Source organism: Nocardia asiatica NBRC 100129 (assembly GCF_000308415.1).
GTDB classification, from domain to species: Bacteria; Actinomycetota; Actinomycetes; order Mycobacteriales; family Mycobacteriaceae; genus Nocardia; species Nocardia asiatica.
Window position 1 is genome coordinate 12,466 of record NZ_BAFS01000194.1, and the last position, 19,186, is coordinate 31,651.

The window sequence follows — 19,186 nt, forward strand, 5'->3', positions numbered from 1 at the left end:
GCATCGCCGAAGCCGAGCCGCTGCTGCGACCGATCACCGGCATCGACGACGCGCGCTGCCGCGCCGGCGAACTGCTCGCGCAGGGCTACCGGCCGCACGGATCGCCCGCCGTCGGCTTCGACGGCCAGAACGTGATCGCCGCGCAGGCGGTGATCCGGGACGAGAACCGACGCTCGCATCAGAAGATCCCTTCGGCGATCCGCGGCGCCCGGGACAGCACCTCGCCGGACACGGTGAGCGTCAGTTGGTCCAGCTCACCGGCGGCCAGCTCCGGCGTCCGCTGGGCCGCGTCGAGAAAGCGCTCCTGCTCGGCCTCGTCCAGCACCCCCTCGGTCAGCGTCCGGAACTTGGCGATGTACTGCGCCCGCCCGAACGGACGCGCTCCCAGCGGATGCGCGTCGGCGACGGCCAATTCGTCGACGATCGTCTCCCCGCTCACCAGCGTGACGACGGCGCGCGCGCCGAAGGCCTTCTCGCGGGGGTCGGTGGCGTGGTAGCGCCGGGTCCACTCCGGGTCCTCGGCCGTGCTGATCTTGCGCCACAGTGCGACGGTGTCCGGCCGCAGCGCCCGCTGCGGCGCGTAGGACCGCTCGTGGTGCCAGGTCCCGTCCTGCAAGGCCACCGCGAAGATGTAGGGCACCGAGTGATCGAGGGTCTCGCGGCTGGCGTGCGGATCGAACTTCTGTGGATCACCGGAACCGGTGCCGATCACCACGTGCGTGTGATGGCTGGTGTGCAGCACGATCGAGGCGATCAGCGCCGGATCACCGATCCGCGTTCGCATCCGGCACGCGAGATCGATCGGCGCCTGACTCTGGTATTCGGCCGAGTGCTGCTTGGTGTAGCTGTCCAGGATCGCGCGCTTGGCCTCGCCGGGGCCGGGCAGCGGCACCAGGTATTCGGCGTCCGGCCCGCCGAGCAACCGGGCGATCACGCCGTCGGCGCCCTCCCAGATCGGCGCGGGCGCACCCTCGCCGCGCAGGGCGCGATCCACCGCCTCGACCGCCATCTTGCCCGCGAAGGCGGGGGCGTATGCCTTCCAGCTGGAGATCTCTCCCTTGCGGGACTGCCGCGTCGCCGTTGTGGTGTGCAGCGCTTGGCCGAGCGCCTGGTAGATGGTCTCGGTGTCGAGCCCGAGCAGCGTGCCGATGCCCGCCGCCGCGGAGGGGCCGAGGTGGGCGACGTGGTCGATCTTGTGTTCGTGCAGGCAGATTCCGCGCGCGAGGTCGATCTGGATCTCGTAGCCGGTGGCCAGCCCGCGGATCAACTCGGCGCCGCTGCGACCGAAATGCTGGGCGACGGCGAGGATCGGCGGAATGTTGTCACCCGGATGCGAGTACTCCGCGGCGAGGAACGTGTCGTGGAAGTCCAGCTCCCGCACCGCGACGCCATTGGCCCAAGCCGCCCACTCCGGCGAAACCCGCTGCCCGGCCGGCAGGCCGAAGACCGTGGCCCCGCGCCTGCCCGTGCGCGGCCGGTAGGGCTGCGCGGTGGCCTGGGCGCGCGCCGCGGTCACGGGGCGGCGCGTCAGCGAAGCGGCGGCTACCGCGGCGTTGTCGATGATCCGGTTGACGATCATCGCGCCGACTTCGGCGGTGACTTCGACCTGGTCGACCGCCACTTCGGCGATCTTGGCGGCGAGATGCTCCGAGCGCGGGAACTCCTCGGCGGCGGAACGGGCCCGTACGATGTGCGTTTTCATGCATCCTCCAGGACACGGCGACGTATTTCTCTTCGCACGCTACGCAGATCGGACAGGACACTTAATACCTCGCAAAAGCATATTTTCGTGGATAAGAACGCGTGTTTTTGCGATGATTGCGAATAAGCGCAGCTACCATCGTGCACGTGCGCAAGATGTATGCGGGCGCCCGGCTTCGGCGATTGCGCGAAGAGCGGAGGATGACTCAGGCGGCTCTGGCGAAATCGCTGGACCTGTCGCCGAGCTATCTCAACCAGCTCGAGCGCGACCAGCGCCCCCTCACCATTCCCGTACTGCTGAAACTGAATTCCACCTTCGACCTGGACGTCCAGTTCTTCGCCGCCGATTCGGACGCGCGTCTCGTGTCCGACCTGCACGAAGTGCTGGTGGACGCGGCGGGCGGGCACACCGCGCCGCTGACCGAAGTCGAGGAGCTGGCGACCCGTCAGCCGGAGGTCGCCAGGATCGTGGTCGCGATGCATCGCCGACTACGCGCCGCCACCGATCAGCTCGACCTGCTCTCCGCACGGGTCTCCGCGCCCGCGGGCGCGCCCGGGGTGCCGATGCCCTACGAGGACGTCCGGGACTTCTTCTACGACCACCACAATCACATTCCACAGCTGGACATCGCCGCCGAGCAGCTGTTCGAGAATTCAGGGCTCACCATCGGCTCCCTCGATCGCCAGCTCGCCCGGATCGCCGAGGAACGCGCCGGCGTGACCGTTCTGGTGCGCGGCGACGGGGCAGACCCGACCGTTCCCAAACGGCACTACGACCCGGAGACCAGGACGCTCACCCTCGCCCGGCGGTTGCGCCCCGGCCAGCGCGCCTTCCAGATCGCCACCACGCTCGGCTTCCTGCTGTACGGGGCGGAGCTGGACGGCGTCTTGGCCGAAACCCCGTCGCTGACCGGCGAATCCCGCACGCTGGCGCGGATCGGGCTGGCCAACTATTTCGCGGGCGCGCTGGTGCTGCCGTACGGGCGATTCCTGCGCTCGGCCGAGGAACTGCACTACGACATCGATCTGCTCGGCCTGCGTTTCGAGGTCGGTTTCGAAACCATCTGTCATCGGCTCAGCACCTTGCAGCGGCAGGGACAACGCGGCGTTCCCTTCTTCTTCGTGCGCACCGACCGCGCGGGCAACATCTCCAAACGCCAGTCCGCCACCGCGTTCCATTTCTCCCGGGTCGGCGGCAGTTGCCCGCTGTGGGTGGTGCACGAGGCCTTCGCGCATCCCGGCCGCATCCTCACCCAGATCGCCGAGATGCCCGACGGCCGCCGCTATCTGTGGGTCGCCCGCACCGCCGCGATCGCACCGCACGGTTTCGGCACCGCGGCGAAGAACTTCGCGATCGGTCTCGGCTGCGACATCGAGTACGCCGACCGCTTGGTGTACTCGGCCGGGTTACAGCTGGACGATCCGGGCACCCCGGTCCCCATCGGCGCGGGCTGCAAGGTATGCGAACGTCCCGCGTGCCCGCAACGCGCCTTCCCGCACATCGGCAGCCCGTTGGCGGTCACCGAATACACCAGCACCGACCTGCCCTACCCGCGCGTCGGGCGCTGAGCGGTTCCGATCCCGGCGAGCTTGTCCGGATTCGCCACGGCGTAGATCGCCCCGATCAGCTCGGTGGCAGCGTCGACTTCGAGCACGACCACCGCGAACAGCGCGCCCGCCGCGAAGATCAGCACGGCCTGGTCACCGTTCACCACACGGTGTCCGATGCCGAGATCGGGCACATAGCCGCGCACTTTCGGACTGGCGATCAGGCGAGCGACCTTGTCCCGGCCGTGGACCGGCCGCAGCGCGGCGTGGCGCTTGCCGCCACCGTCGGACCAGAACGCCACGTCCGGGGCGAGCAGTTCCAGCAGTCCGGCCAGGTCGCCGTCCACTTGGGCGGCGAGGAATTTCTCGGTCACCCGCCGCTGGGTGCGCGGGTCGGCGCGGCGGCGCGGCCGCCGGGCGTGCACGTGCTCCCGGGCGCGATGCGCGAGCTGACGAATCGACGCGGGCGCGCGACCGAGCATTTCGGCGATGTCGGTGTGCGGATAACCGAACACCTCGTGCAGCACGAACACCGCCCGCTCCAGCGGAGTGAGCGTCTCCAGCACCACGAGCACCGCCATGGACACCGACTCCGCGCGCAGCGCGCCCTGCGCGGCGTCCTCGCCGAGATAGTCGCTCGCCGTGTCGGCGACCAGCGGCTCGGGTAGCCACGGGCCGACGTAGGTCTCCCGCCTCCGGTCGATCGCCGCCCGCCGGGCGAGCGCCTGGTTGACCGCGATGCGCACCAGATACGCCCTGGGATGCCGGATCTCGGCGCCGCCGTCGCGCACGCGCGCGACCCAGGACAGCCAGGTCTCCTGCAGCACGTCCTCGGTGTCGGCGACGCTCCCGAGCATCGGGTAGACCAGCGAGAACAGCAGCTCCCGGTGATCGGCGAACACCCCTGTGGCGGCCTCGTCCGCGGTCTCCGTCATGGGTTCTCCTTCGCTCTCACAGATAGGAGCGAGACAGCCGCGGATTTCGTGATGCCATTGCCCGAACTGTGATCCGTCTCTCGCCCTGTCACACTCGCACGCCGCCGCGGACTCTCGGTTCGCAACGGACGACAACGTCCGCCTGGAGAGAGGACATCGGAGTGCGCGCACCAACCGAAACACCATCGTTCCTGGCCACCCGCCGCGGCAAACTCACGCTGGCGCTGCTGTGCACGGTCGCCTTCCTGGACTTCGTCGACGGGTCCATCGTCAACGTCGCATTGCCGACCATCCAACGCGAGCTGGGCATGTCGGTGCCGACACTGCAATGGGTGACCAGCGCTTACCTGCTGACCTACGGCGGGTTGCTACTGCTCGGCGGCAGACTGGCCGATCTGCTCGGACGGCGCCGGGTCCTGACGGCGGGCACCGTGGTCATCGGCTTGGCCTCCGCGCTCGGCGGACTCGCCGACAGCAGTGGGCTGCTGATCGGGGCCCGCTTCGCCCAGGGCATCGGCGCGGCGTTGATGCTGCCCGCCGCCCTGTCGATTCTCACCACCAGTTTCCGGGAAGGCTCCGATCGTCACACCGCGGTCGGGATCTGGGGCGGCGCGGCCGGTCTGGCCTCGGCGGCCGGGGTGTTCCTGGGCGGGGTGATCACCGAAGGACCGGGGTGGCGCTGGGTCTTCTACGTGAACACGCCGGTCTGCGTGCTCGTCCTGGTGACGATCCCGTTGCTGATCCCGAACGACCAGCGCAATGACCTCCGGCGCGGATTCGACGTCCCGGGGACGTGCTTGGCGACCGCGGGCCTGATGACACTCGTCTACGGCTTGGTGAAAGCCCCGGAATACGGTTGGGACGACGCGCGCACGATCGGTGTGCTGGGCATCGCGGTCGCACTGCTCGTCGCGTTCGTCGTCAACGAGCGCACCGCCGCCGACCCGCTGGTCCCGCTGTCGATCTTCGGCATTCGCGGATTGGCCGCGGCCAACCTGACGCACTTGGTGATCGCCGCGGGCATGCTCTCGATGTTCTTCTTCGTCACCCTGTACATGCAGACCGTGCTCGGTTACGGGGAATTCGAGGCGGGTGTCGCCTATCTGCCGGTGAGCTGCACGATCGGCGTCGCCGCCGGATTGGCGACGAAGTACTTCGCCAAGACCGGAACCCGGATCTTCACCGTGCTCGGGTCGCTGCTGTGCGGGCTGGGCGTGCTGCTGCTGTCGCGCATGTCGGTCGACGGCTCCTACCTCACCGACCTGCTGCCGGGGATGCTGGTGATGTCGGTGGGGGCGGGCGCGGTCTTCGTCGCGAACACCACCGCGGCGAACGCGGGCGTGCCCGCCGAGCAGGCCGGTCTGGCCGCCGCGCTGCTCAACACCGGCCAGCAACTGGGCGGGGCGCTGGGACTGGCGGTGCTCACCGCCGTGGCGACCTCGCACACCAACGCGCTTCTGGCGGCCGGTCACGCGCCGATCGAGGCGATGAACGCGGGATTCGGGCGGGCACTTTTCGTCGGTGGCGTCATCGGGGTGGTCGCCGCGATCGTGGGGTTGTGGACCGTCAACGCGCGGGGAGACGCCGGGGCCGGCGCATCGGCCACCGAAACCGCGACGGTCTGAGCCGGCCGGAAATCCGACAGCTCCGGCCACGTCGGTGTTGGCGACCACGTCATTTACACGGTTCGAGGCCGGCTATCTGCCGGTGGCACCCGCGACTCGGCGATGCATCAGGACTTGGCCAGATACTCCAGTCGCTCGGAGTCCACGGCGGCGTGCATCATCCCGGCCAAACCGGGATGATCGCGCAGTCCCGGGTCGGCGGCCACCACGGCCCGCGCGAAATCCTGGGCGGCGGTGATGACCTCGAGGTCGTCCAGCAGTGACAGCAGCCGCAGCGAACGGGCCGTGCCGGACTGGGCGGCCCCCAGCACGTCGCCCTCGCGGCGGGTGCGCAGGTCGAGCACCGCGAGTTCGAAGCCGTCGTTGGTCGCCGCGACCGCGTCCAGCCGCGCCATGGCCGACCCGCCCGGCGCGGCGTCGGTGACCAGCAGGCACAGACCTGGGTGCTGCCCCCGGCCGATCCGGCCGCGCAGCTGATGCAATTGGCTGACGCCGAACCGGTCCGCGTCGACGATCACCATCACCGTCGCGTTGGGCACGTCCACCCCGACCTCGACCACCGTGGTGCACACCAGCACGTCCACCGATCCGTCGTTGAACGCGCGCATCACCTGGTCTTTCTCGTCGGCGGGCAGTCTGCCGTGCAGCAGGCCGACCCGCACGCCCGACAGCGGCCCGCCGCGCAGCATCTCGAACACGTCCAGCACGGCCTGGGTGGTCGGGCCGTCTTTCTCCGCGTCAGCGGATTTCGAGCGCCCGTTGCGGGACTTGCCCGTCGCTTCCTCGTCGTCGCCGATGCGCGAACACACCACGTACGCCTGGCGTCCGGCGGCGACCTCCTCCACGATGCGCTCCCAGGCCCGATCCACCCAGTTCGGATGCTGCCTGCGCGGCACCACCTTGGAGACGATCGGCGAGCGGCCTCTCGGCAGTTCGGTCAGCGTGGAGGTCTCCAGGTCGCCGAGGGTGGTCATCGCGATGGTGCGCGGGATCGGCGTCGCGGTCATCACCAGCAGATGCGGGCTGGCGCCCGCTTTCGCCTTGGCGCGCAGGGCGTCCCGTTGCTCCACGCCGAAGCGATGCTGCTCGTCCACCACCACCATGCCGAGATCGAAGAACTCGACGTTGTCCTGGATCAGCGCGTGCGTGCCGATCACGATGCCCGCCTCGCCGGTCACCGCCTCCAGCAGCGCGGCCTTCTTCGCCGCGGCCGACATCGAGCCGGTCACCAACGTCACGCGGGTGGCGTGGTCGGCCGCGCCCAGCTCGCCCGCGGCACCCAGTTCACCGAGCATGCCCCGAAGCGAACGATAGTGCTGCGCGGCGAGCACCTCCGTCGGGGCGAGCAGGGCGCACTGCAGGCCCGCGTCCACCACCTGCAACATGGCGTGCAAGGCGACGATCGTCTTGCCGGAACCCACCTCGCCTTGCAGCAACCGATGCATCGGCTGCTCGCGGGCCAGATCGGCGGAGATCTCGGCGACGACCTGCCGCTGGCCCGCGGTGAGCTCGAAGGGCAAGCGCTTGTCGAACGCGGCGGCGATGCCGTCGGCGCGCGGCGCGCAGGCGCGTGCGCGCCGCCCGGACACCTCGTGCCTGCGCTCGGCCAGCACCAACTGCAGGGCCAGCGCCTCGTCGAAACGCAACCGGTCGCGGGCCTGATCGATGTCGGACTTGCGCTCGGGCAGGTGGATCAGGCGCAGCGCGTCGGACAGGTTCGGCAGCGCGCGTTCGGCGCGCATGTCCTCCGGCAGCGGGTCATCGAGCGGATCGAGCTGGTCGAGCACCTGCCGCACACACGCGAGCACATCCCAGCTCTGCACCTTGGCGGTCGCCGGGTAGACCGGGATGAACTCGCGCTCCATGAACGAGGTGTCCACTCCTCCCGCGCCTTTGGCGCTGTGCGCCAAGCCGCGCAGGTCGCCGCCGCCGCGCACCTTCGTCAGCGCGCCGACCGTGTCGTCCTCGCCCTCGGTCTCCGGCAGGATCAGGTAGCCGGGGTGGCTGAGGTTCCACTGGCCGGGGCGCCAGTAGTTCACCGTGCCCGACATCATCGCGCGCAGACCTTCGCGGACGACGTACTTCACCTTGTCGCCGTTGAAGAAGGTGACGTCGACACCGCGCCCGGACCCGGTGTCGAGCACCACCTTCAGCAGCGACCCGCGGCGGTTGCGCATCGGCCGCAGGTCGGCCTTGGTGATCCGTCCGATGACCGTGATGTGCGAACCGTCCTCGGGCGCCTCCTCGGTGAGCGGCTGCCCCTGCGTGGCGTAGCGCAGCGGGTAGTGCCGCAGCAGGTCCTCCACGGTCTGCATGTCGAACGCGTCCGCCAGCGAGGCCGCCGCCTTCGCTCCGAGGACGTGGTCGAGCCGGTCGCCCAGTGCCACCATGCGCTACTCCACTCCGATCTGCACCGAATCGCCCTGCTGCCCACCGGAATACACGATCACCTCGACACCGGGAAACCGCAGCGCGATGTGGGCGGCCAGTTCGTCGCCCAGCCCCTCCGGCGCGGCCGCTCCGACCAACAGGGTGACCAGCTCGCCGCCGAAGGCGAGCAGCCGGTCCAGCAGCGTCCGTCCGGCCGTGCGCACGTCGCGCTCGATCACGACGACGTCGTGCCCGGCCAGCCCGAGTCCGTCGCCCGGCTCGCAGGTGCCGACCATGGTGAGCGCGCGTTCGGTGGCCGCGCGCAGCGCTCCCCAGCGCGTCGTGGCCGCCGCCTCCGACATGGCGAAAGCGTCGTCGACCGCGATCCGGCCGCGGTCGTGCACCGCCAGCGCGGCCAAGCCCTGCACCATCGACGCGCTCGGCAGCAGCAGCACGTCGCGGTGGGCGTCGCGCGCCGCGACACCGACCGCGACCAGTTCGTGCGCGGGCAGCGCTCCGTTGGGCAGCACGAGGACTTCGCGGTTCGGCATCCGGCGGATCGCGGCCAGCAGCGTCGTCGCGGTGACCGGCTCGTCGCCCGCCAGCACCACGGCGCCCGCGTCCTCGAAGAGAGCCGCCGCGCCCGCGCCTGCGACCACCGCGAGAACGCCGCGATCGGCGGGAGTGCCGGGGGGCCGCGCCGCGGCGGAACCGAGCGCACCGACCACCACCTGGGTCGAATCGGCGGCCGGGGCGGAAATCGCGCTGTCTCCGGCTCGGGTCGGCCAGGTTCGCGCGTCACAGGCGCGGGCGGCGAAGTTCGGGTCGCTTCGGGTGACCGCTCCCCCATCGCGGTGGTGCCCGGACCATACGTCTCGGTGCGACCCGTAGGCGACGTTCTCGACGCGGATCCGGCTGAGCGTGCCCGCCGCGATGCCCACCTCCACGGCCGCGCCCGCGTCGGCACAGTGCACATGCGCCGACCAGCAACCGCCGCCGTCACCCACGACCACCACCGAGTCGCCGAGTTCGCCGAGCCGGGCCCGCAGCGCGGCCACCCTCGACTCGTCCGAGTCGGCCAGCAGATACATCACCTCGTACTGCGGTTCGGCGTCGCCCGCGGACGCGGATCGCACCGCGGGCGGCCGTGGGTATTCGGGCCGCGCGGGTGCCTCGCCCCTCGTCATCGTGACCAAGCTGTCCAGCAGCACGACCAGCCCACGGGCGCCTGCGTCCACGACGCCGGCCTCCCGCAGCACACCCAGTTGAAACGGAGTGTCACCGAGCGCCTCGGCCGCACCGTCGGCCGCGGCCAGCGCCACGCCCGCCAGCGCCTGATCCGGGCATCCCGCCGCCGCCGCGGAGGCGCGGTCCAGCACGGTGAGGATGGTCCCTTCGATCGGCACGCTCAGCGCCTCACGCACCAGCTCCGAGGCCCTGGCCAGCGCGACGCGCAGGCTGTCGGCCGTGAACGGACCGCCGTCCACCGCCTCCGCGACGCCCCGCAGCACCTGGGACAGGATGATCCCGGAGTTGCCGCGTGCGCCGGTGGTCGCGCCGTGCGCCATCGCGACGGCGACGGCATGGGCCGCGCTCGCGCCGGTGGTCGCCCGCGCCGCGGCCGCTTCTCCCGCCTCGACCGCGGCTCGCATGGTGGCCAGCAGGTTGGTGCCGGTGTCCGCGTCCGGGACGGGGAAGACATTGAGTGCGTTGATCTCCTCGCGCCGATGTTCCAGGCCGGCGAGACAGGTGCGGCCCCAGCACAGCAAAGCCGTGCCGTCCAGCACCTCTCGCGCTCCCGACGCCGTCACCGCGCTCCCTTCCGCCTCCTGCGCACCACCGCCCGCCAGGTTAGCGGGCGCTCCCGACACACGACCGGTAAGACCGCGCCATAGAATGGAGGTGCTCCGGCGACCGCTCCGGCACTCCTGCCAGGGGACCGGTTTGGTGGATCGGTACCGGCACAGCTACCCTTGCAGGGTTGCCTCGCGCGGCCGTCACCGGTCAGCGCTGGTCGGCTTCCCAGCCGGCAGGGCACACACTCGACATTGCACGAGGGCGCGCCGCATCGCGAAAGCGGCGGTCCCCACCATTGACATGAAGGAGTTCGCGACTATGGCTGCCGTCTGCGACGTCTGCGCCAAGGGCCCCGGCTTCGGGAAGTCGGTCTCGCACTCGCACCGGCGCACCAACCGTCGTTGGAACCCGAACATCCAGACCGTTCGCGCGCAGGTCGCCCCGGGCAACACCCGCCGCATGAACGTGTGCACCTCCTGCCTGAAGGCGGGCAAGGTCGTCCGCGGCTGATCCGCCCAGCTGACCGCCGAACGCCCCGGCACCCGTTTCGGGTGGTCCGGGGCGTCGTCATGACTGCGGGGCCTCGGCGAGCGGGCCAGCGGTGACGGAGCGACCCTGGCGAGTCCAGCCACTGGCCGCCGAACACACCTACCGCCTCGCCGAATGCCACATCTCCTGCTGGCGCGAGGCCTATCGGGGACTGGTGCCCGCGCACGTGCTCGACGCGTTCGACATCGGGCGGCGGGCCGAGCTGTGGGAGCGCGATCGGGTGCGCTACCCGGGCCGCACGCACGTCGCGATCGTCGACGACGTGGTGATCGGTTTTTCCAGCGCGGGCCCGCCCGGCGACGCGGACGCGGTCACACCGCTCGAACTGCAAGCCCTCTATGTGCGCTCCCGCTGGCACGGCAGCGGCGTAGCCGACGACCTGATGCGCGCCGCCCTCGATCCGGCCGCTCCGTGCTCGCTGTGGGTGTTCGAGCAGAACGGGCGCGCCCAGGCGTTCTACCGCAGGCATGGTTTCGTGCTCGACGGCACGCGCAAGATCGAACCGTTCACCGCCGCGGTGGAGGTGCGTATGGTGCGCACGCCGACGAGGCGCGCGGACTCCGTCGCGGAAGACATCAATCAGACGTAATTCCGCCAACGCTCCGATCACCGCGAACGACCAACTGCACGTCCGGCCGCATCCAACGGCGGGACCCCACCCGCGCTCCGGCCATACACGAATAATCGGAGGACCGGCTCGGGCTACGGCCGGGACGGCGCTTCGACCGCGCTCCAGCCGACCGTCCGGCTGTGCCCGTTAAGGTGCACACCATGACCTCCACCGAGCAAGGCGGGTACGTGACGACCGTCGACGGCGTCCTCCAGATCACCATCGCCACGTCCGCCAACGGCACGTCCATGGACTTCGCGGGTATCAACGCCGGCACCGCCGCGCTGCGCTCGCTCGGCTCCGAGGTGGGCGCGGTGCTGCTGCGTGGCACCGGCGCCAACTTCTGCGCGGGCGGTGACGTGCGCGGCTTCGCCGCCGCGCGGGATCGCTCCGCGCACATCCACGCGCTGGCCACCGACCTGCACGAGTTCGTCCGCGCCCTGGACGCCGTCTCGGTGCCGGTGGTGGCCGCGGTCCAGGGTTGGGCGGCGGGGGCGGGGATGAGCCTGGTCTGCCTGGCCGATATCGCCCTCGGCGGCGCGAGCACCAAGCTGCGCCCGGCCTACCCCGGCATCGGTCTGAGCCCGGACGGCGGCATGTCCTGGACGCTGCCGCGCGTCGTCGGGCGGGCGCGGGCCCGCGAGATCCTGCTCACCGACGCGATCCTCGACGCCGACGAGGCGGTACGCGCGGGCGTGCTGAGCAGGCTGGTCCCCGACGACGAGATCGTCGAGCAGGCGCAACAGCTGGCCCGCGCCCTCGCGAACGGACCGCGTTCCACCCATGCGAGCATCAAAGCATTGCTGCGGCAGTCGGATAACGCGACGCTGAGCGAGCAGCTCGACAGCGAGCGCGAGGGAATCGCCGCGGCCGTCGGCTCGGCCGCCGGACGTGAGGGCGTCGACGCGTTCGTCGCGAAGCGCAAACCCGACTACGCCGGGCTCGCCTGACCGGACGTCACTCCCGGGTCGAGAGCACGAATTTCGCCACCGCGTCGGTGAACGAGTCGTTGTCGTCACCGGCGGCGGTGTGCGCGGCGCCGCCGATCTCCACCAGCTGGGCGTGCGGCACCAGCCGCTGGAACGCTTCGGCGCCCTCGGCGCTCACCACGTCCGAGCGCATGCCGCGCACCAGCAGCACCGGGATGCGCAGCGCCCGCGCCGCGTCCTCCATCGGCTCGATCATCGCCGAGGGGTCTTCCGGCCGGTCGCTGAGCATGTCCGGATCCCAGTGCCAGTACCAGCGACCGTCCCGCTCACGCAGGTTGCGCAGCAGGCCGTCGGTGTTCTTCGGCCGCGGGCGGTGCGGCAGATACTCGGCGACCGCGTCGGCCGCCTGTTCCAGGGTGTCGAAGCCGTCGCGATGCCTGCCGAGGAAGTCGATCACCCGGGCCACCCCTTCCGGCTCGGGCCTGGTCACGATGTCGACGAGCACCAGGGCGCTGATCGCGTCCCCGCCGGGCCGCGCGGTGGCGAGCAAGCCGGTGATCCCGCCCATGCTGGCCCCGACGACCACCGCAGGCGCGCCCAGCTGTTCCAGCACCAGCAGCAGGTCGTCCACCATGGTCTGGCGCCGGTAGTCGCGATCCGGCGCCCACGCGCTGTCACCGTGACCGCGGGCGTCGACGGTAACCACCCGCATACCCGACGCGCCGAGCCGCGCGCCGGTCTGCTTCCAGGAATGCCGGGTCTGCCCGCCACCGTGCAGGAAGACGACGAGCGGGCCGTCGACCGGACCGAACTGATCGGCGGCCAGCTCGATTCCGCCCGAACCGCGCAGCCGGAGCCGGGACGGTTCGAGAAGATTGTTCGCATTACTCACGATCTGTAGGATCGCACAACGCCGGTTCGCGCCGGCGCGAACCCGCCGAATCGGCGATTCAGCAGCCCAGATTGCCCACGAAGAACAGGCAGGCGATCTTCGCGTTCACCGACGCGGAGATGGTGGAGGAACCGGTGGAGGTGTATTCCTCGGCGACCGGAGCCGTCGTGCTCTCCGTGGCGGGCTCCAGCCGCAGCGGGGCCGCACCGGCGACAGCGGCGCCGCTGGTGAGTGCGGCACAGAAGGCCAGGGTCGCGGTAGCGCCGCGGAGGGTGGTGTTGTGCATGGAACAGCTCCTCACTCGTTTTCTCTAGGTCGATCACACACAGACGCCCGACTCAGGGCAGGCGCCAGTCAACCGGTTCGGCGCCCAGTTCGTCGAGCAATTCGTTCACTCGCGAGAAGGGGCGGGAACCGAAGAACCCACGCGACGCCGACAGCGGCGACGGATGCGCGGACTCGATATACGGGATCTCGGATTCGGCCAGCAGCGGCTTCAGCGTCGCGGCGTCCTTGCCCCACAGGATCGCCACCAAGGGCTCGTCCCTGGCGACCAGGGCGCGGATCGCCTGCTCGGTGACCGCCTCCCAGCCCTTGCCGCGGTGCGAGGCCGGCTTGCCGGGCGACACGGTGAGGACCCGGTTCAGCATCAGCACACCTTGGTCCGACCACGGGCTCAGATCGCCGCAGGACGGCGTGGGGTGGCCGAGATCCTTGCTGTACTCGGCGAAGATATTGGCCAGGCTGCGCGGGATCGGCGAAACGTCCGGCGCCACGGAGAAACTCAGACCCATCGGGTGGCCGGGCGTGGGGTAGGGATCCTGGCCGACGACGAGCACCCGCACCGCGTCGAACGGACGCTGGAAGGCGCGCAGGACGTTCTCACCGGACGGTAGGTAACCGCGGCCCGCGGCGTTCTCGGCGCGCAGGAATTCGCCCATGGCGGAGATCCGTTCCGCAACCGGCTCGAGTGCCTTCGCCCAGCCCGGATCCATGATTTCCGACAGTGGTTTCGCGCCCATGACCGCACAACTTAGCGTGGTCGGCCGTCAACTGACGAGTCCGCCCCACGGAACGATTCCCAGCCGCCGCCACCGGTCGGGGCCACGCCGTCGACCGTGAGCCCGCGACCGGCCACAACCCGCCCGATCGCGACCCATCCGGGCGGGAGCGGGCGGTCCGCGGCCCACGTGCCCGCGAAGGCGTGGTCCTCGCCACCGGTCAGGATCCATTGCGCCGCATCGGCATCCAGCCGGGCGGCGATTCGTTCCAGCGCCGGGTCGCGCAGCGCGGCCGAATCCAGCTCGATGCCGACGTCCGAGGCCGCGGCGATGTGCCCGAGATCCGCGAGCAAGCCGTCGGACACATCGGTCAGCGAATGCAGCCCGCGATCGGGCGCGCCGCCGAGCCCGCCCGATGCCGGGCTTTCGCGCAGCACATCCAGGACCATCGCGTAGGGCGGTTGCGGAACGCGATGCGCGGCAAGCGCTCCCGCGACCTCGGGGCCGGTCACCCCGGCCGTGAAGGCGTCCAAGCCCGCCGCCGACCAGCCGAGACGTCCCGCCACCGCGACGATGTCGCCCGCGCGCGCTCCGGACCTGGTGATCGGCGCGTCGCACGGGTCGCCGAACGCGGTGACGGAGATGACCAGTTCGCGGCTGCGAACCAGGTCACCTCCCGCGATGGACGCGCCCGCCCTGGCGGCCTCGGCCCACATGCCGTCCGCGAGTCCGTCCACCACCTCGAGCGGGGTGTCGGCCGGGCAGCCGAGCGCGACGACGAAGGCGGTCGGCGTCGCGCCCATGGCGACCACGTCGGCGGCGTTCTGCGCGATCGCCTTGCGGCCGACGTCCTCGGGAGCGGACCAGTCCAGGCGGAAGTGCCGATCCTGCACGAGCATGTCGGTGGTCACCACGAACCGGCCGTCCGGCGCCGCGACCAGCGCCGCGTCGTCGCCGGGACCGAGCAGCACGCCCGGCGCCTGCACCCGGCCCGCGTTGATGCGGTCGATCAGCGCGAACTCCCCGAGTTCACGCACTGTCCTCGGACCGCTACCGCCGCTGATGACCGATCCTTTCCGGCGCACTGCTTGCTGGAACGAGCCCGACGGTACCCTTTCAAGGGCACTCGAGTGCCACCGGGCCGGTCCACCGTTGCCGCCGCCGCGCGGCCGCCGACCGGGGCATCGACGCGCGAACGAGAAAGGATCGGTGAGCATGGCGGCGGATTCGCCGGACCGCGAATCGGCGGAGCACCGGGGCGAACCCCCGGACACCGCGACCGAATCCCGCAAGTCCGAGAGCACGGACCAACCGGCGGGCAGCGCCGACGCCGCTCCCTCCGGCGCCGCCGCATCGCGCAGCGCCTCCGGAGACTCGGCCGCGGACGGCAACGCCGAAGAGCCGACCGCCGCCGATAACAACGCCGAGGACTCGGCCGCGGCGACTCCCCACAGCAACGCCGAGGAACGGGGCGCCACTATCGACCCGAGCAATGCCGGAGAACTGACCCCCGACCAGAGTACGGCCGAAGAACCGACCGCCGACCAGGGCACCGCCACGGAACCGACCGCCGACGAGAGCGACGCCGAGGACTCGGTCGACGAGCCGGGCAACCCGCCCGAAGCGATTCCCGCACATCAGTACTCCCCCGCGATCATCGCGACCGCCGTGGCGCTTCCGGTCGTGCTCGTCGTCGCGGTCCTCGTGGCCGCCGTGCTCGCGCGTCGCGCTCCCGTGGAACGGGAACCGCTGGTGCTCGGTCCGGTCCCCGCCCCGGCGGCCGACGGCCCGGCCTGCGCCGCCCTGTTGCCCGCGCTGCCCGCGGAACTCGGTGAATTCACCAAATCGACGCTGGTCGAGCCCGCTCCGCCCGCCACCCGAGCGTGGCAGCGCGCCGAGGGCGGTGACGCGATCGTGCTGCGCTGCGGGCTGGATCGCCCACTGGAATTCCATCGCGCTTCGCCGTTGCAGGTCGTGAACGGCGTGCAGTGGTTCGAGGTCCGCGACCAAACCGCCGAAGTGAGCACCTGGTTCGCGGTCGACCGGGCGACCTATGTGGCTTTCACCGTCCCCGACGGCTCCGGTCCGACGCCGCTGCAGGAGGTTTCCGACACCATCACCGCCCACCTCCCGGCCCAGCCGATCGACCCGGGTCCGCTGCCGAACTGACGCGGAACTCAGGCCGTCCGGCACAGCACATCGAGGTCTCAGGTGACCGGCGATGTCGGCCCGGAGGAGCAACTGACGAAACTGTTGCGCCGTTCGAGTCCTACCGCAATCCGGTGCCGCGGGCGAGCGCGGTTTCGATCAGGGTGGTGACCAGCGCGGCGTAATCGACGCCGGTGGCCTCCCACATGCGCGGGTACATGGAGATCGCGGTGAAACCGGGCATGGTGTTGATCTCGTTGATCACCGGCCCCTGCTCGGTGACGAAGAAATCGACCCTGGCCAGGCCCTGGCAGTCGAGAGCTCCGAACGCTCGTACGGCCAGTTCCCGGATCTGGTCGGACACCGCGTCGTCCAGCTTCGCTGGGACGTCGAACTCGCAGACGTCATCGAGGTATTTGGTGTCGAAGTCGTAGAACTCGGGGCCTGCGGCGGTGGTGCCGGTCTCCGGCATCCGGATCTCCGCCACCACGCTCGCCTCGACCCGGCCGTCCGGGTACTCCAGGACTCCGCACTCCACTTCGCGTCCGACGATGCCCGCTTCCACGATCACCTTCGGGTCGTGCCCGCGCGCCACGGCGATGGCCGCGTCCAACTCGTCCCAGTCGGTCACCTTGGTGATGCCGATGGATGATCCGCCACGGGCCGGCTTGACGAACACCGGTAGCCCCAAGCGCAGCCGGTCCTGTTCGGCGACCGTGTCGGCGCCGGGCCGCAGCACCACCTGCACACCGATCGGCAGCCCCTCCGCAGCCAGCAGTTTCTTGGTGAATTCCTTGTCCATGCCCGCCGCGCTGGCCAGCACGCCGGGTCCGACATACGGAATTCCGGCCAGCTCCAGCATCCCCTGCAACGTGCCGTCCTCACCGAACGGTCCGTGCAGGATCGGGAACACCACGTCCACCGAGCCGAGAGCGGCGCCCGGATCGTCGAGCGCGATCAGCGCCCCCGAGCGGCTCGGGTCCGCGGCCAGGGTCAGCGCCGTGCCGGTGGCGTCGACCGACGGCAGGGCGCGATCGTGGATACCGAGCTCGGCCACATCCGAACCGCCGAGCACCCAGCGGCCCTCCGCGGTGATGCCGATCGGCACCACCTCGTACTTCTCCGGATCCAGGTGGCGCAGCACGCTGCCGGCCGATACGCAGGACACGGCGTGCTCGTTACTGCGCCCGCCGAACACCACAGCCACCCTGATCCGGTTCGTCATGCTCCGAACCGTACCCGTTTCGGTGCGCACTCCCACGGCTGACCGTCCCGGACAGTGCGGCCCGCGCCGCTGGCGGCCGGAGCCGGATCACTCCGGCTTCATCCGCCGCCCGAGCAGGTTGCCGACGGCTTCGCGCACGGAGAGCCCTTCGTGGCAGACCTGGTGCACCGAAGTGGTCAACGGCATCTCCACCCCGTGCCGCTCGGCCAGCGCGCGTACCGATGTGCAGGACTTCACACCCTCGGCCACCTGCCCATGAGTGGCCGACTGGGCGGCTTCCATGGACCCGCCCGCACCGAGCACATGACCGAAGGACCGGTTTCGCGACAGCGGCGAGGTGCAGGTGGCGACCAGATCCCCGACGCCGGCCAGTCCGGCCAGGGTGACCGGCTCCGCGCCCAGGGCCACACCGAGCCGGATGATCTCGGCCAGGCCGCGGGTGATCAGGCTGGCGATCGAGTTGTCACCCAAGCCCATTCCCGACGCGATGCCGCAGGCGAGCGCGATGACGTTCTTGCACGCGCCGCCGATCTCGCAGCCGACCACGTCGGTGTTGGTGTAGGGCCGGAAATATCCGGTCGCGCAGGCGTGCTGCACCGCGACCGCGCGGGCCTCGTCCGAGCAGGCGACCACGGTCGCGGCGGGCTGGCCCACCGCGATCTCGCGCGCCAGATTGGGCCCGGACAGCACCGCGATCCGGCTCTCGTCGGCCCCGGCGACCTCCCCGATGACCTGGCTCATCCGCAGCAGCGTGCCGGTCTCGATCCCTTTGGCCAGGCTCAGCAGCGTGGCATCGGCCGGGATCAATCCCTTCCACTCCGCGAGGTTCGCGCGCAGCGACTGCGACGGCACCGCCAGCACCACGATGTCGGCCCGTTCCAGCGCCACCGCGGGGTCATGGGTCGCGGCGATCGGCGGCAGCGGAATATCCGACAGGTAATCGGGATTGCGATGTTCGGAGGCCAGCGTCGCGGCGACCTCGGGCCGCCGGGCCCAGATGGTGACCTCCGTCCCCGCGTCCGCCAACACCTTCGCGAACGCGGTGCCCCATGATCCCGCGCCCAGCACTGCCGCCCTCGTCATCAGCCCAATATGCCATGGAAGGATTGCTCGCATGCGCCCGCACGCCGTGCATGCCGTGATCGCGGTCAAGAGCCTCGATCGGGCCAAGAGCAGACTGGCCGACCGGCTGCGCCCGGAGCACCGGGCCCGGCTGGTGCTGGCGATGCTCGCCGACACCGTCACCGCCACCGCGGCGGTCGGCGAAGTCGTGTCGGTCACCGTCGTCACGCCCGACCCGGCGGTCGCCGAGCTGGCGCGCACCCTCGGCGCCGACGTGCATCCGGAACCGCGGCAGCCGCACGCCGACGGCCTGAACGTCGCCCTGGCCGCCACCGCCGACGCGTTGCGCCGGGCGAACGGCCCGATCGACCTGCTCGCTCTGCAAGCCGATCTGCCCGCGCTGCGTCCGGAGGAATTGTCGGACATGCTCGCCGCCGCTCCCCGCGGACTGCGCTCGATCGTGGTCGACCACGAAGGCAGCGGCACCGCCGCGCTCGTGGTGCGCGACCCGGCAGCCGCGCTCGACCCCCGCTTCGGTCCCGGGTCGGCGCGCAGCCACAGGGAAGCGGGCGCGGTCGATCTCGGCGGAGACTGGCCGGGACTGCGCCTGGACGTGGACACCGCCGACGATCTGGACCGCGCGGTGGCGCTCGGAGCCGGGAACGCCACCCGTGCTGTCCTGCACGACATCGGCTGGCCGGGCGGCGTTCACGAACCCGTTCCACACGTGTGCTAGCAGGTCGCCATGGTGGCGTGAGACACACATCAATCACGGTCGCAGGATGCACACCGGG

General features: G+C 70.8%; 17 protein-coding genes and 1 pseudogene. 8 read left to right on the plus strand and 10 right to left on the minus strand.

Going from position 1 to position 19,186, the window contains the following annotated elements:
- Window positions 1-71: 71 nt before the first annotated feature.
- Window positions 72-116 (plus strand): annotated as a pseudogene (locus tag ON27_RS46155) (hypothetical protein); the annotation flags it as partial.
- Between the two features lie 62 nt (window positions 117-178).
- Here ON27_RS46155 and ON27_RS18885 read toward each other — a convergent pair.
- Window positions 179-1,702: an MmgE/PrpD family protein gene (locus ON27_RS18885; protein WP_043729012.1), complete on the minus strand. Its 1,524-nt coding sequence runs from the start codon at window positions 1,700-1,702 to the stop codon at window positions 179-181.
- A gap of 146 nt (window positions 1,703-1,848) precedes the next feature.
- Here ON27_RS18885 and ON27_RS18890 point away from each other — a divergent pair, with 146 nt between their 5' ends.
- Entirely contained in the window at window positions 1,849-3,270 is a 1,422-nt protein-coding gene (locus tag ON27_RS18890; RefSeq protein WP_043729016.1) for a short-chain fatty acyl-CoA regulator family protein, read from the plus strand.
- Here ON27_RS18890 and sigJ read toward each other — a convergent pair.
- Window positions 3,249-4,184, minus strand: a complete 936-nt coding sequence (gene sigJ, locus ON27_RS18895; RefSeq protein ID WP_043729019.1) for an RNA polymerase sigma factor SigJ — start codon at window positions 4,182-4,184, stop codon at window positions 3,249-3,251. The two genes, ON27_RS18890 and sigJ, sit on opposite strands and share 22 nt — an antisense overlap.
- 161 nt (window positions 4,185-4,345) lie before the next feature.
- On the opposite strand from sigJ, the gene ON27_RS18900 reads away from it, so the two are divergent.
- Entirely contained in the window at window positions 4,346-5,809 is a 1,464-nt protein-coding gene (locus tag ON27_RS18900; RefSeq protein WP_043729023.1) for a DHA2 family efflux MFS transporter permease subunit, read from the plus strand.
- Window positions 5,810-5,916: 107 nt separating this feature from the next.
- Here ON27_RS18900 and recG read toward each other — a convergent pair whose 3' ends face one another.
- Together recG and fakA are read right to left on the minus strand one after the other, a co-directional pair.
- On the minus strand, window positions 5,917-8,199 hold the full coding sequence (recG, locus tag ON27_RS18905) for an ATP-dependent DNA helicase RecG (protein WP_043729026.1): 2,283 nt from the start codon (window positions 8,197-8,199) through the stop codon (window positions 5,917-5,919).
- Between the two features lie 3 nt (window positions 8,200-8,202).
- Window positions 8,203-9,990, minus strand: a complete 1,788-nt coding sequence (fakA, locus tag ON27_RS18910) for a DAK2 domain-containing protein (protein ID WP_043729128.1) — start codon at window positions 9,988-9,990, stop codon at window positions 8,203-8,205.
- 304 nt (window positions 9,991-10,294) lie between these two features.
- Here fakA and rpmB point away from each other — a divergent pair, with 304 nt between their 5' ends.
- From rpmB to ON27_RS18925, 3 genes are all read left to right on the plus strand, one after another.
- Entirely contained in the window at window positions 10,295-10,486 is a 192-nt protein-coding gene (gene rpmB / locus ON27_RS18915; RefSeq protein WP_011210730.1) for a 50S ribosomal protein L28, read from the plus strand.
- Between the two features lie 91 nt (window positions 10,487-10,577).
- Window positions 10,578-11,114, plus strand: coding sequence for a GNAT family N-acetyltransferase (locus ON27_RS18920; RefSeq protein ID WP_051046756.1), 537 nt, complete (start codon window positions 10,578-10,580; stop codon window positions 11,112-11,114).
- A gap of 182 nt (window positions 11,115-11,296) precedes the next feature.
- Window positions 11,297-12,085: an enoyl-CoA hydratase/isomerase family protein gene (locus ON27_RS18925; protein WP_043729135.1), complete on the plus strand. Its 789-nt coding sequence runs from the start codon at window positions 11,297-11,299 to the stop codon at window positions 12,083-12,085.
- 7 nt (window positions 12,086-12,092) lie between these two features.
- Here the strand turns inward: ON27_RS18925 and ON27_RS18930 are convergent, their stop codons facing one another.
- The 4 genes from ON27_RS18930 to ON27_RS18945 are packed head-to-tail and all read right to left on the minus strand — an operon-like array spanning window position 12,093 to window position 14,994.
- Window positions 12,093-12,956 (minus strand): alpha/beta fold hydrolase, encoded by an 864-nt coding sequence (locus ON27_RS18930; RefSeq protein ID WP_043729029.1) that lies wholly within the window; start codon window positions 12,954-12,956, stop codon window positions 12,093-12,095.
- A gap of 58 nt (window positions 12,957-13,014) precedes the next feature.
- Window positions 13,015-13,242 carry a hypothetical protein gene (locus tag ON27_RS18935; protein ID WP_043729035.1) on the minus strand — a complete coding sequence of 76 codons (228 nt, stop codon included), beginning with the start codon at window positions 13,240-13,242 and terminating at the stop codon, window positions 13,015-13,017.
- Between the two features lie 52 nt (window positions 13,243-13,294).
- Window positions 13,295-13,978 carry a uracil-DNA glycosylase gene (locus ON27_RS18940; RefSeq protein WP_043729038.1) on the minus strand — a complete coding sequence of 228 codons (684 nt, stop codon included), beginning with the start codon at window positions 13,976-13,978 and terminating at the stop codon, window positions 13,295-13,297.
- Between the two features lie 11 nt (window positions 13,979-13,989).
- Complete coding sequence (locus ON27_RS18945) at window positions 13,990-14,994, minus strand: thiamine-phosphate kinase (RefSeq protein WP_086007511.1); 1,005 nt, start codon at window positions 14,992-14,994, stop codon at window positions 13,990-13,992.
- Window positions 14,995-15,583: 589 nt separating this feature from the next.
- On the opposite strand from ON27_RS18945, the gene ON27_RS44815 reads away from it, so the two are divergent.
- Window positions 15,584-16,126, plus strand: coding sequence for a DUF3515 domain-containing protein (locus ON27_RS44815; protein ID WP_043729142.1), 543 nt, complete (start codon window positions 15,584-15,586; stop codon window positions 16,124-16,126).
- 100 nt (window positions 16,127-16,226) lie between these two features.
- Here the strand turns inward: ON27_RS44815 and ON27_RS18955 are convergent, their stop codons facing one another.
- Entirely contained in the window at window positions 16,227-17,330 is a 1,104-nt protein-coding gene (locus ON27_RS18955) for a D-alanine--D-alanine ligase family protein (protein ID WP_043729042.1), read from the minus strand.
- Window positions 17,331-17,417: 87 nt separating this feature from the next.
- The gene (locus ON27_RS18960) at window positions 17,418-18,413 is read right to left on the minus strand and encodes an NAD(P)H-dependent glycerol-3-phosphate dehydrogenase (protein ID WP_043729045.1); all 996 of its coding nucleotides are present in this window, start codon (window positions 18,411-18,413) and stop codon (window positions 17,418-17,420) included.
- Between the two features lie 31 nt (window positions 18,414-18,444).
- Between ON27_RS18960 and cofC the strand changes: the two genes are divergently transcribed.
- Window positions 18,445-19,128, plus strand: coding sequence for a 2-phospho-L-lactate guanylyltransferase (gene cofC, locus ON27_RS18965; RefSeq protein ID WP_043729048.1), 684 nt, complete (start codon window positions 18,445-18,447; stop codon window positions 19,126-19,128).
- The last annotated feature ends 58 nt before the right edge of the window (window positions 19,129-19,186 follow it).